Here is a 13,435-nt window from a genome sequence, read left to right as displayed (position 1 = left end):
GATAAGATATTTCTTGCAACGGACGTAACCTTAATCGAGAGGCAGGGATATAAGTGACCCATGTGGCTAGCGAAGACCGCTATGAAGGCATGATCTATAACCGCTGCGGGCGATCCGGATTGAAGCTTCCGGCTATCTCGCTCGGCTTGTGGCATAATTTCGGCGGCATCGATACGTATGAGAACGGACGGAATATGATTACGCGCGCATTTGACCTTGGTATCACGCACTTTGACCTGGCGAACAATTACGGACCGCCTCCAGGCTCAGCGGAAGAAACGTTCGGAAAGATTCTATCCAGGGATCTGAAGGCGTACCGCGACGAGATCGTCATCTCTTCAAAGGCAGGCTATTATATGTGGCCGGGACCTTATGGCGATTGGGGCTCGCGCAAGTATCTGGTATCCAGTCTCGATCAGAGCCTCAAGCGGATGGGATTGGATTATGTTGATATTTTCTATCATCACCGGATGGATCCGGAGACGCCGCTCGAAGAGACGATGATGGCGCTCGATCACATTGTCCGATCCGGGAAGGCCTTGTATATCGGAATATCCAACTATTCCCCTGAGAAGACGAGGGAAGCAATCGCGATTCTCAAGGATCTCGGCACGCCGCTGCTGATTCATCAGCCGAGCTATTCCATGCTGGACCGGTGGATAGAGAACGGCCTGCTGGATGTGCTCGAGGAGAACGGTGTGGGCAGCATTGCCTTTACGCCGCTCGCTCAGGGGCTTCTGACCAACAAATATTTGAATGGCGTTCCTGTCGATTCGCGCGCCGCCAGCGCGTCGGTCTTCTTGAACGAAAGCAACATCACGCCGGATGTTCTCCGCAAAATCCGGGCGCTGAACCAGATGGCGGCGGCACGCGGACAGAGCCTGGCTCAATTCGCGCTGGCCTGGGTGCTGCGGGGCGGAAGAGTAACCTCGGCCTTGATCGGTGCGAGCAAGGTGAGTCAGATCGAGGATAATGTAGCTGCCCTGAATCATCTGGAATTCTCCAAGGAGGAGCTCGACCGGATCGAAGCGATCCTGAAGACGGAGACCGAGGATAAGTCGTCCTAGACATCAGGCAGCAGCTTTTAATAGAGATGCTTTTTAAGAACAACGGTATAATCGATTGCTTTGGAAGAAGAGCGTCCCGGGTCAAGATGGTTGACCTTTCGGGATGCTTTTTTGCTAAAGCGGCAGGGACTATGGTTGATCTTGAGCCGAGGTATCCTCGATATCCTTGCGATAGCGGGACGGGGATTTCCCGACCCTGCGCTGGAACTGGCGCGAGAAATAGAGCGGATCCGTCAGGCCCACCGAAGCGGCGACCTGTTCAATGGACAGATCAGGACGCTCGCGCAGCAGCCGCTTGGACTGATCGATTCGCAGGCGGAGCAAATAGGTGATGGGGGTCATCCCGGTTTCTTTCTTGAAGATGCGCGATAGATATGCGCGATTATAACCGAGACTCGCACACATCTGCTCGATCGAGACGGGGTGCGCATACTGGGCAGTCATATAATTGATCATTTGCTTTACCGTGCGCTGAACCTGCGGTTCGCCCAGCAGAACCTGTGCCGGGCGCCCGCCGAGCCGCATGATTTCGGCCCAAATGAGGTAGAGGTAGCCGACGGCGGCCACGTGGGAGCTTTCCTCCTTCGTCTGGAAGCCGGCCTGAATGCGCGAGATGTACCCGGGAATACGGCTCTCGCTAGGCATGTGGAGGACCGGACGCTCAGGCAGCAGGCCGGTGGCTTCCACCTCTACGGCGGCGGCGTCTCCGTCAAAGGCAACCCAGCGGTACCGCCACGGATCGTTGTGGTCGGAGACGTAGCTGACAAGCTGCCCCGGGTGAATGAGAAAGCAGTCTCCGGGCCCGAGCGGGTATGTATCAGCCTCGGTACGAAAGGTTCCGCGGCCTGATTCAATAACATGAAGCAGGAAATGATCGTATATTTTGGGCCCGAGCGCATGCCTGGGGAGCGTCTGGCTTTCGCCGGCAAACCGCACTCTCAGCCTGGAGGCTTCCGGCTGGGCCGGGTTCGATGCAACAGAATAGGTTGTCGGTTTCAATAAAATGACCTTCCTTAACATAGAGTCGAGCTTGCTTGCTACAAGGGATGGAGCTGTTGTCATGCTGTCCGCAATCCAACCTTATTGTATCCTGCAAGGTCACATAAATCCATATGTATCTCACAAGACTTCATTACCGCCAGACGTCAATTTCGCTATACTTGAATCAGTAAATCTACCATATGTACAGGATGGAGTGATTGGCAGTGGACACAAATCAACTTATGGAAGCATTTAAGAATAAGCACGGTGAAAGCAAGCATCAGGCCCGGATATTCAACGCGCCGGGGCGCGTCAATCTGATCGGCGAGCACTTGGATTATAACGGCGGATACGTTCTTCCGGCGGCGCTGGAATTCGGCACCACCTTGATCATCCGTCCGCGCGACGATGACAAGCTGTCGCTGGCTTCAACGAATCTGGCTCACACAGCTGATATCCGCTTGCAGCATATCGGCACCAAGACGGAGGAATGGACGGATTATCCGGCGGGTGTCATCGTGGAGCTGAACAAGCTTGGCGTTACGCTCTCCAGCGGCTACGATCTGCTCTACCATGGCGATATTCCGAATGGTGCGGGTCTTTCCTCCTCAGCGTCGCTGGAGGTTGTGACCGCCTATGCCCTCCTGTCGATGGAAGGCAAGGAGACGGATACGGTGGAGATCGCGAAGCTGTCCCAGCGTGCCGAGAACCAGTTCGTCGGCGTCAACTCCGGCATCATGGACCAATTTGCCGTAGCCAACGGAAGAAAGGACCATGCGATTCTGCTCATGTGCGATACGCTGGAGTATGAGCTCGTTCCTTTCCAGACGGGGGCTTACAAGCTGGTCATTGCCAATACCAATAAGCGCCGCGGCCTTGTAGATTCCAAGTACAATGAACGCCGCAGCGAATGCGACAAGGCGCTTGAAATTTTACAGAAGGAAATTCCGGCGCTGTCGTACCTGGCTCAGCTTAACCCGCAGCAGTTCAAGGATGTTCAGGACTCCATCAAGGATGAAACGGTATCCAGACGGGCCCAGCATGTTGTTGAAGAGAACCAGCGCGTGCTCGACTCGGTGAAGGCTTTGAAGGATAACGATCTGGAAGCATTCGGACAATACATGAACCAATCGCATGACTCGCTTCGCTATCTGTATGAAGTGACCGGGGATGAACTCGATGCCCTGGTTGAGGAAGCGCAGCGGATACCGGGCACGCTTGGTTCCAGAATGACCGGCGCCGGATTCGGAGGATGTACGGTATCGCTTGTTCATGAGGATGCGGTGGAGCGCTTTATCGAAGAGGTTGGCCGAAAGTATGAGGCAAGAACCGGACTGAAAGCCGATTTCTACGTATGCGGCGTTGGTCACGGCGTTCATGAAATAAAGGAGGGCAACTAAAATGGCTATATTGGTAACCGGCGGAGCAGGGTATATTGGCTCGCATACCGTGGCAGAGCTGCTTGAGAAGGGTGAAGATGTGGTTGTTATCGACAGCCTGGAGACGGGACACCGCGAGGCGCTGCTTGGCGGAAAGCTGTATGAGGGGGATCTGCGCGATAAGGCGCTGCTGAAGCAGCTGTTTTCGGAAAATGAAATCGATGCCGTCATCCACTTCGCAGCAAACTCGCTCGTTGGCGAGAGTATGAAGGACCCTGTCAAGTACTATGACAACAACGTCTATGGAACGCTGTGTCTGCTGGAAGCGATGAATGGAGCGAATGTCCGGAAGATCGTCTTCTCTTCAACGGCAGCGACATATGGCGAGCCTGAGAAGGTGCCGATTGAGGAAGCGGATCGGACGCATCCGACGAATGTGTACGGCGAAACCAAGCTGATGATGGAGCGGATGATGGCCTGGTTCGATACGGTGCTCGGCATCAAATATGTCTCCCTTCGCTATTTCAATGCCGCCGGCTCGCATGAAAGCGGGAAGATCGGCGAGGATCACCGGCCGGAGAGCCATCTGATTCCGCTCGTGCTGCAGACGGCGCTGAAGCAGCGCCCGCATATTTCGGTGTTCGGCAGCGATTATGCTACGCCGGACGGCACCTGCGTCCGGGATTATATCCATGTCAGCGACCTGGCGGATGCTCATCTGCGGGCGGTTGAATATTTGCGGCGTGGGGAGCCCAGCAATGTGTTCAACCTTGGTAACGGGCTGGGCTTCTCGGTGAACGAAGTGATCGAAACGTCGAGAAAGGTGACCGGAGCCGACATTCCGGTTGTGATGGAAGCCAGACGGGCCGGGGATCCGGCGGTGCTGGTGGCCTCTTCCGATAAGGCACGCGCTGTGCTCGGATGGAAGCCGGCGCGTACGACGCTTGAGGAAATCATTGAAAGCGCCTGGAGATGGCACAGCAGCCATCCGGATGGTTACGGGAATCGATAAATCCAAGGGGGAGATCAACGATGGATATGACAACTGCAAGCACTCCCGAAGCAAAGCAGGCCCTGTACGCGATCGAAATGCTGGTGAAATATGCCCTGCAGAAAGGCCTGATCCGCGAGGCGGATGTCGACTACAGCCGGAATCTCCTGCTGGAGGATTTCGGGTTCAGCGAGCCGTACCTTGAAGAGGTCAAGGATGAAGTCCCTGAAGGACCCCAGTCCCTGCTCGATACGCTGATCGATTACGGGGCCGCTCATGGCCTCATCCCGGAAAATACGGATACGTACCGGGATTTGCTGGATGCCAAAATTATGGGTCGGCTGATGGCAAGGCCTTCGGAAGTGGAGCAGGCCTTTCAAATCTTGAAGGAGGAGCAGGGGATTGAGGCGGCTACAAGCTGGTTTTATAACCTCAGCATCGACTCCAATTACATCCGCATGGACCGTGTGGCCAAGAACGAGTATTGGAAGCATCCGAGCGAATACGGGGATATCGAGATCACGATCAATCTGTCCAAGCCGGAAAAAAGCCCGAAGGAAATCGCGATGGCAAAGCTCCTTCCTCCGCCGGTCTATCCCAAATGCCAGCTATGCCGCGAAAATGTCGGGTATGCAGGCAGGGTAAACCACCCCGCCCGCCAAAACTTGCGCATCCTGCCGCTTGAGCTGAACGGGGAGCCGTGGTTCTTCCAATACTCGCCATACGTTTATTACAACGAACACTGCATCGTGTTTCATCGGGAGCATGTTCCGATGAAGCTGACGACGGAGACGCTGTCCCGCCTCTTGAGCTTCGTGGATATATACCCGCACTATTTCCTTGGCTCGAATGCGGATTTGCCGATTGTCGGCGGCTCCATTCTGACGCATGACCATTTCCAGGGGGGACGGCACAACTTCCCGATCCAGAATGCCCCCCGCGTACTCGGGTTCGTCCACTCGCAGTTCCCGGGTGTATCGGTCGACATCGTGAAATGGCCAATGTCCGTAATCCGGCTCGCCTCGAAGGACCGGCAGCGGCTGCTGGATTGCGCGTCCCAAATTTACGAAGCCTGGAAATCCTACAGTGACCCGGAAGCGGATATTCTGGCTTTTAGCGAGACGGATGGAGCGCGTGTCCGACATAACACGGTGACTCCGATCGCGAGAAGACATGCGGACGGCGGGTATGAAATGGATTTGGTGCTGCGCAACAACCGGACGAGTGCAGCGTATCCGGAGGGGATTTTTCATCCGCACCGCGAGATGCACCATATCAAAAAGGAAAATATCGGTTTGATCGAGGTGATGGGACTTGCCATCCTCCCGGGCCGGCTTAAGGTGGAGCTTGACTTGATCGCCGATATATTAGCCGGCAACGAAGAGCTTTACGCCGCCAGTCGGCAGCCGGATCACCCGCTTGCCGTTCACGGCGAATGGATTCAGAGCCTGCGGGAGCGTCTGCCGGCCGCGTCGGACAAAGCGGAAGCCGCGGAGTGGATACGCCGGGAGGTAGGTCAGAAGTTCACCACGATTCTGGAGCATGCAGGCGTTTATAAACAAACAGCGGAAGGGCAGCAAGCCTTCAAGCGCTTCTTGAGCAGCATGGGCTTTGTGACGGACCAGGGATAAATGCCGGAGCCGAAGGCAAAACATCCGGAGTAAAGCATCTGCGCAGCGTCTTAAGAGAGCTTCATCTCCGTTTTGGCACCAGCCTTGAAGGATGAGCCCCTATAGCGGCCGTTCCTATGCAAATCGCAGGCAGGTTTTCGAACCTCCTTTTGCATAGGGACGGCTTTTTTCATGGCCAAACGATAGGGTACGGATGGCGCCAAACCTTGCATGCAATTGCTTCTCTTGCGCTCGGTCAGGTGTCTGTTTGTTATGTCCTACGGGAATGGGGTAAAATGATAGAGCAGCAAAGACACATTAGCACAATCCCATTACACTTATTGGAGGTACGCAACATGAGACCTTTTGTATTTCATAATCCGACCCGGCTGATATTCGGGAAAGGCAAGCTGAGCGCCCTGAAGGAGGAAGTGTCGAAATACGGCAAGAACGTACTGCTCGTATACGGCGGCGGGAGCATCAAACGAAGCGGCCTGTATGATCAGGTCCTCTCCTTGCTAAAGGAAGCGGGAGCATCCGTAACAGAACTGGCCGGCGTTGAGCCGAATCCGCGTCTGTCCACGGTCCACAAAGGCGTTTCGCTCTGCCGTGAGCACAGCATCGATCTGATCCTGGCCGTAGGCGGGGGGAGCGTCATTGACTGCTCCAAGGCGATTGCCGTCGGAGCCAAATACGACGGGGATATGTGGGATTTCGTCGAGCGCAAGGCTGCCCCGCAAGGAGCGCTTCCGCTTGGCACCGTACTGACCATGGCCGCAACGGGCTCCGAGATGAACGGGGGCTCGGTCATCACGAACGAAGCAACGAAGGAGAAAATGGGATGGGGAAGCCCGTGGGCGTATCCCGCGTTCTCGATTTTGGATCCCGTACATACGTTCACGCTTCCTCGCGATCAGACGGTATACGGCATCGTTGACATTATGTCCCATGTTCTCGAGCATTATTTCCATCAGGATACCAATACCCCGGTTCAGGACGGCTTCTGCGAGACGATTTTGCGCACGATGATCGATACGGCGCCGAAGCTGGTCGAAGACCTGGAAAACTACGAACTGCGCGAGACGGTGATGTACTGCGGCACGATGGCGCTCAACGGCATGATTAACATGGGGATGGCCGGCGACTGGGCAACCCATAATATCGAGCATGCGGTATCGGCTGTGTACGATATTCCGCACGGCGGCGGCCTGGCGATTTTGTTCCCGAACTGGATGAAGTATAATCTGCCAGCACAGCCCGCACGCTTCAAGTCGCTTGCGGTCAATGTGTTCGGGGTGGATTCTGCCGGCAAGACCGACGAAGAGGCCGGACTCGAAGGCATTGAGGCGCTCCGCCGTTTCTGGAGCTCGATTGGGGCTCCTAGTACGCTGGGAGACTACAACATAGACGACTCCGAAATTGAGGCCATGGCCGACAAGGCGATGCGCTTCGGTCCTTTCGGTAACTTCCGCAAGCTGCAGCGCGAGGATGTTGTCGAAATTTATAAAATGTCGCTGTAAGCTCAGCGGATTAGGAACAATGAAGCTAAAACATTAGTATTGGGGCTGCAAGCAGCCTTCCAAGAAGCTGTCCTTCACGTGGAAATATTCTACGGCTGGGCGGCTTTTTTTCATGTATAATGGGGTGATATGAAGAGATTTCCATACGATTACGGCAAATAATTGAAACTTTAGCAAACTTTTTGCCGTATTACTTGTTATACACAGTGAGGGATTCGAGAGGGGGCAATCATCATGGAAGCGTTATATTGGGGCTGTCTGATCGGAGGCATTCTGTTCGCCGTCGTCACCGTGCTGCTCGGAGATATTCTCAGCTCGGCGCTGGACGGTCTCCTGGACTTTTTGTCGGTTGATTTTTTTAATCCGGTTGTGATTGCAGGAGGAATCACCGTCTTCGGCGGAACCGGGATCATGCTGATGAAATATACGGACTTGGCGGCAGGAGCCCATATTACGCTGTCCATATTAGCGGCAATCGGGATCTCGATTATGGTCTACTTCGGCTATGTCAAGCCGATGGAGAACAGCGAGAATTCCACGGGCTTCTCCATAAAGGAGCTGGCAGGGCGAATTGGTGTCGTTACGGTACCGCTGCCGGCCGAAGGCTTTGGTGAAGTCATGATCAAGGTAGGCGCAGGCAATACGACGCATATTGCTTCAAGCTTTGACCGCAGCGTTCTGCCCGCCGGGATCCGGGTCGTGGTCATCGACGTCGTTGATGGTGTCCTCCGTGTGTCCGAACTGGAAGAACGAAAAGGAGATGAATGAGAACATGCCAGAGTATTTGGTTATTCCGTCGATTGTTGTAGGTGTCCTGATCGTGCTGGGCCTTGCATTCTGGGCTCGCTACAAGACGGTCAGCCCGGATGAGGCGATGATCGTGACAGGATCTTTCCTCGGCAGCAAAAATATTTCGGAGGACGAATCCGGCCGCAAGATCAAAATCGTTCGAGGCGGCGGAGCGTTTATTCTGCCGGTATTTCAGCGGTCCGAGTTCGTTTCGCTGTTATCCCATAAGCTTGACGTGATGACGCCGGAAGTGTACACAGAGCAGGGCGTTCCCGTCATGGCTGACGGGGTTGCGATCATCAAGGTCGGCAGCTCCATTGAGGACGTGGCTACAGCTGCCGAGCAATTCATGGGCAAGCCGATTGAGGCGCTGAAGGGCGAAGCGCAAGAGGTGCTGGAAGGTCATCTGCGCGCGATCCTCGGTTCAATGACGGTTGAGGAAGTATACCGGAATCGTGACAAGTTCGCCCAGGAGGTTCAAGGGGTCGCTGCGAGAGACTTGAAGAAGATGGGGCTGCAAATCGTTTCGTTCACGATCAAGGATGTGCGGGATAAGCACGGCTATCTGGAAGCGCTGGGTAAACCGCGGATCGCAACCGTAAAGCGGGATGCGGAGATCGCCGAAGCGGAAGCCGTCCGGGATGCTCGGATTCAGAAGGCCCGCGCCGAAGAAGAAGGACAGAAGGCCGAGCTTCTGCGCGACACCAATATCGCCGAAGCCGAGAAAGAGAAGGAACTGAAGGTCGCCTCCTTTAAGAAGGAGCAGGATACGGCCAAGGCGGAAGCCGACCAGGCCTACCATATCCAGGAAGCTCGGGCGAAGCAGACGATGGTTGAGGAGCAGATGAAGGTTGAGCTCGTCCGCAAAGAGCGGGAAATCGATCTGCAGGAAAAAGAAATCATGGTTCGTCAGAAGCAGTACGATGCCGAAGTGAAGAAGAAGGCGGACGCGGACCGCTATGCGGTAGAGCAGGCTGCGGAAGCGGAGAAGGCGCGCAAAATGCGGGAAGCGGATGCAATCCAATACTCGATCGAAACACAGGCAAAGGCTTCGGCCGAGCAAAAGCGTCTGGACGGTCTTGCTGTCGCCGATGCCGAGCGCGCGAAAGGTACTGCCGAAGCGGAGGTTATCCGGCTGCGCGGTATTGCCGAGGCGGATGCGAAGGAAAAGCTGGCCGAGGCGTTCCAGAAGTTCGGCGAGGCTGCGGTGCTCGATATTATCGTGAAGATGCTGCCTGAGCTTGCAGGTAAAATTGCCCAGCCGATCTCTTCTATCGATAAGCTGACGGTTGTCGACACAGGGAATGGCGAAGGCGCCGCTCGGGTGAGCAATTATGTAACGGAGCTGATGTCAACCGCGCCTGAAATGCTCAAGAGCGTATCGGGAATTGATGTGGAGGCGTTGATCCAAGGGCTGACGAAGAAGCCGGCCGAGGTCCAGAAGCCGGCTGCCATTGAACCAGAGCTTGTACCGGTTGAAGCGAGTGCAGCGAAGGAAGAGTAGAGCCGGACGGCTTGCCATTTGAAACGAATGCAGCATAGACCTTAGAGCTGTCAGCTGTCGGTTGAAGCGAATGCAGCATAGACAGTCAGCTTGCCGGTTAGAGCGAATGAACATAGAGCCGGCAGCCTGCCGCTGGAATCGTTCGAGATATGAAGGATGCTGGGTTCATCCAGCGGCAGCCTGCTGGCAAGCCAGTTCTCTTTTCCCTGAATTGAATGCCGCTTGAGCAGGACCGGAGAGCCGTGATTATGGAGGACATCGTATTCTTTTTTGCCGCAACCTCATATTTCTGATAAGATATCCGAGTATACGCGTTTGATCAAAAGAGGTGCGAATGTGAGCAGCTTACAAGTGGCTAAAGTTTTAAATAATAACGTAATCATAGCGATACATCCCCAGCATGGAGAGGTTGTCGTCATCGGCAAGGGAATCGGCTTCGGTCAGAAGAACAAGGACCGGATTCCGGTATCGGCCGTGGAGAAAATGTTCATTCTGACCAAGCCGGAGGAACAGGAGCAGTATAAGCAGCTGGTCCCGCATATCGATGAGAAGCTGATCGAGGCGATGAATGAGATTGTCACGCACGCCGAGAAAACGAGCGGTTCTTCCCTGAACGAGCATATTCACATTGCATTGACCGACCATATTGCTTTTGCAATCAAACGCCATGCCCAGGGACTGTATATTCATAATCCCTTTTTATATGAAACCCGTGAAATGTATCCGGAAGAATACAAAATGGCGGCGTATGCGGTTCGGACGATCCATGAGAAGCTTGGGGTCGATTTAGGGGAGGAAGAGATCGGATTCATTGCGCTGCATATTCACGGGGCGCTTACCAATCAGCATATATCGGAGGTTCGCAAGCATTCGGAGCTGATCGCCGATCTGGTACATACCGTGGAGCAGCAGCTCGATTATGTCATTCCGAAGGATTCGCTTGATTATTCCCGGCTGTTAACGCATCTTCGGTTCGCTTTGGAACGGGTCCGCAGAGGGGAAGCGGTTCAGGAGGCGAGTGCGCTTGACGGTCTGCTCAAACGGGAGTACCCTGAGATTTATTCCTTGGCCTGGAAGCTGACAAAGATCATGGAGCGGCGTCTGAAGAAGCCGGTTTACCCGGCCGAGGCCGGATATTTGACGATTCACCTTCAACGTCTGGTACAGCGAAAGCAGCAGGATGAGTAAAAGTGAAGATTTTATGAAGCCTTGGCAGTTGGTAGTTGCAACCGTGTACGAACGGTGATACAATACGAACAGTTCATAAGTAAAACAGCAAAATCGACGTGTAACTGATTCGATCAGGCATGAGGATTGCAGGAATTTGGTTGTTATTACCCATTTTCGGGTAATCTAATCCATAGGATTAGAGACCAACCGGTTCCCGTAATTGCTCATGCCTTTTTTTGTTGTTTTATGCTTGCAACACCATTTCACACATTTGTGACAACAACTAGATAGAGGGTGAGAATCGTCATGTTTAAACGACTTTTCGGCGTTTTGCAAAGAGTCGGTAAAGCGCTGATGCTGCCCGTAGCCATCCTTCCGGCTGCCGGTCTGCTGCTCGGACTGGGCAACATGCTCGTCAATGAGGATTTCCTCAAGTATGCGCCTTGGCTTGATGCCGCCTGGGTACAAGCAGCTGCGACCATCATGATGAACGCGGGACAGATCGTGTTTACGAATCTGCCGCTGCTGTTCGCGGTCGGGGTAGCCGTCGGCTTGGCCGGAGGCGAAGGTGTAGCGGGTCTTGCTGCGATTATCGGGTATCTGGTCATGAACGTAACGATGGGAAGCGTCATTGGCGTAACCCCTTCCATGATCGGCACCAATTACGAGTATGCCAGTGTGTTAGGCATCCCGACATTAGCCACCGGGGTGTTCGGCGGAATTATCGTCGGCATACTTGCTGCCAGCATGTACCGAAGATTTTTCAATATGGAGCTTCCATCCTACCTGGGCTTCTTCGCCGGGAAACGGTTTGTTCCGATTATGACGGCTGCGACTTCGCTATTGCTTGGTTTATTGATGGTCGTGATCTGGCCGCCGATCCAGTCTGCGCTTAACACCGCATCCCATTTCATGCTGGAACAAAATTTGACGCTGTCCGCATTCGTATTCGGCGTCGTGGAACGCGGATTGATTCCGTTCGGTCTGCACCACATCTTCTACTCCCCATTCTGGTTTGAATTTGGGGAATACTTTAATCAGGCAGGTCAAATGGTACGCGGTGATCAAAATATATTTATGGCCCAGCTGCGGGACGGCGTGGAATTTACGGCCGGTACGTTCATGACCGGTAAGTTCCCGTTCATGATGTTCGGTTTGCCCGCTGCCGCGCTGGCCATCTACCACGAGGCTAGACCGGAGCACAAGAAATATGTCGCCGGCATTATGGGTTCGGCTGCCCTGACCTCGTTCCTGACAGGAATCACGGAGCCGCTTGAGTTCTCCTTCCTGTTCGTGGCGCCGCTGCTGTTCGCAGTCCATGCGCTGTTCGCCGGACTGTCCTTCATGACGATGCATATTCTGGGCACGAAGATCGGCATGACCTTCTCCGGGGGGCTTATCGATTACATGATCTTCGGCGTCATCCCGAACCGGACACCGTGGTGGAATGTGCTGATCGTCGGCGCGATTCTGGCGGTCATCTACTATTTCGGCTTCCGGTTCGTCATCCGGAAGTTTAATCTGAAGACGCCTGGCCGCGAAGATGCCGCGGCTGCGACAGACTCGGGCTCGAAAGCTGCGGGAAGCAGCAAGGACGAGCTGCCGTCCAATATTCTGACCGCACTCGGCGGACAGACGAATATCGCTCATCTGGATGCTTGCATTACCCGTCTTCGGGTGGAAGTCAAAGACAAGGGCAATGTCGATAAAGCCAGATTGAAGCAGCTCGGAGCATCCGGAGTGCTTGAGGTCGGCAACAATATCCAGGCGATCTTCGGAACCCGTTCCGATACGATTAAATCGCAGATCCAGGATATTATTTCCGGGAAAGCAGCTCCAGCTGAAACAACCTCTGCCACGGCGGTTTCGCCTGGGGAGGACGCACCGGTTCAACCAGTCGTCTCGAATGAGCAGGCTTGTGATACGGATGCAGCGGAAGGGACGCTTGTCTCGGAGCAGATCGTGTCTCCGGTAGACGGCGAGCTGATGGATATATCCCATGTGCCGGATCCGGTCTTTTCGGAGCGCATGACAGGCGATGGATTCGCCGTTGTGCCTCATAACGGAACCATTGCTTCACCGGTCAACGGCAAAGTGTTCAACGTATTCCCAAGCAAGCACGCGGTCGGCATCATGTCGGACGGCGGCAAGGAAGTGCTCGTCCACATCGGCGTAAACACCGTGAAGCTGAAGGGACAAGGATTTACCGTGCTTGTCGAGGAAGGCGATGCTGTAACCGCAGGACAGCCGATCATGCAGGTCGATCTGGAGTATGTGAAGGAGAATGCGAAATCCATCATTTCTCCGATCATCTTCTCGAATCTGCCGGAAGGCGCAGCGGTTAAGCTGAACAAAACCGGTGATGTAAAGAGCGGCGAAGAGGCCATCATCACGATCACCAAGGGGTAAACTTCTTTGAATGAG

The 13,435-nt window shown here is 54.4% G+C and carries 10 protein-coding genes; 9 read left to right on the top strand and 1 reads right to left on the bottom strand.

Annotated features, from left to right (window positions below; all coding sequences use genetic code 11):
- The first annotated feature begins 53 nt into the window (after window positions 1–53).
- Window positions 54–1,067 (top strand): L-glyceraldehyde 3-phosphate reductase, encoded by a 1,014-nt coding sequence (gene mgrA, locus MKX76_RS14725; RefSeq protein ID WP_341034057.1) that lies wholly within the window; start codon window positions 54–56, stop codon window positions 1,065–1,067.
- Between the two features lie 129 nt (window positions 1,068–1,196).
- On the opposite strand, the gene MKX76_RS14720 is transcribed toward mgrA, so the two are convergent.
- Window positions 1,197–2,087, bottom strand: a complete 891-nt coding sequence (locus MKX76_RS14720) for an AraC family transcriptional regulator (protein ID WP_341034056.1) — start codon at window positions 2,085–2,087, stop codon at window positions 1,197–1,199.
- A gap of 185 nt (window positions 2,088–2,272) precedes the next feature.
- Between MKX76_RS14720 and MKX76_RS14715 the strand changes: the two genes are divergently transcribed.
- From MKX76_RS14715 to ptsG, 8 genes are all read left to right on the top strand, one after another.
- Window positions 2,273–3,448 carry a galactokinase gene (locus MKX76_RS14715; RefSeq protein ID WP_028405013.1) on the top strand — a complete coding sequence of 392 codons (1,176 nt, stop codon included), beginning with the start codon at window positions 2,273–2,275 and terminating at the stop codon, window positions 3,446–3,448.
- 1 nt (window position 3,449) lies between these two features.
- Window positions 3,450–4,439, top strand: a complete 990-nt coding sequence (galE, locus tag MKX76_RS14710; RefSeq protein WP_028405014.1) for a UDP-glucose 4-epimerase GalE — start codon at window positions 3,450–3,452, stop codon at window positions 4,437–4,439.
- A gap of 20 nt (window positions 4,440–4,459) precedes the next feature.
- Window positions 4,460–6,049: a UDP-glucose--hexose-1-phosphate uridylyltransferase gene (locus MKX76_RS14705; RefSeq protein WP_341034055.1), complete on the top strand. Its 1,590-nt coding sequence runs from the start codon at window positions 4,460–4,462 to the stop codon at window positions 6,047–6,049.
- Between the two features lie 335 nt (window positions 6,050–6,384).
- Complete coding sequence (locus tag MKX76_RS14700) at window positions 6,385–7,548, top strand: iron-containing alcohol dehydrogenase (protein WP_007129276.1); 1,164 nt, start codon at window positions 6,385–6,387, stop codon at window positions 7,546–7,548.
- A 234-nt stretch (window positions 7,549–7,782) separates the two neighbouring features.
- Complete coding sequence (locus MKX76_RS14695; RefSeq protein WP_007129277.1) at window positions 7,783–8,316, top strand: hypothetical protein; 534 nt, start codon at window positions 7,783–7,785, stop codon at window positions 8,314–8,316.
- A gap of 4 nt (window positions 8,317–8,320) precedes the next feature.
- Window positions 8,321–9,841 (top strand): flotillin family protein, encoded by a 1,521-nt coding sequence (locus tag MKX76_RS14690; protein ID WP_341034053.1) that lies wholly within the window; start codon window positions 8,321–8,323, stop codon window positions 9,839–9,841.
- Window positions 9,842–10,177: 336 nt separating this feature from the next.
- A complete protein-coding gene (gene glcT / locus MKX76_RS14685) occupies window positions 10,178–11,029 on the top strand; it encodes a glucose PTS transporter transcription antiterminator GlcT (RefSeq protein WP_007129279.1) in 852 nt (283 codons plus the stop codon).
- 288 nt (window positions 11,030–11,317) lie between these two features.
- The gene (ptsG, locus tag MKX76_RS14680; RefSeq protein WP_341034052.1) at window positions 11,318–13,420 is read left to right on the top strand and encodes a glucose-specific PTS transporter subunit IIBC; all 2,103 of its coding nucleotides are present in this window, start codon (window positions 11,318–11,320) and stop codon (window positions 13,418–13,420) included.
- Window positions 13,421–13,435: the final 15 nt, after the last annotated feature.

The organism is Paenibacillus sp. FSL R5-0810, assembly GCF_038002285.1.
GTDB lineage: Bacteria > Bacillota > Bacilli > Paenibacillales > Paenibacillaceae > Paenibacillus_AQ > Paenibacillus_AQ lactis.
This window is presented reverse-complemented; position numbering and strand designations above follow the sequence as displayed.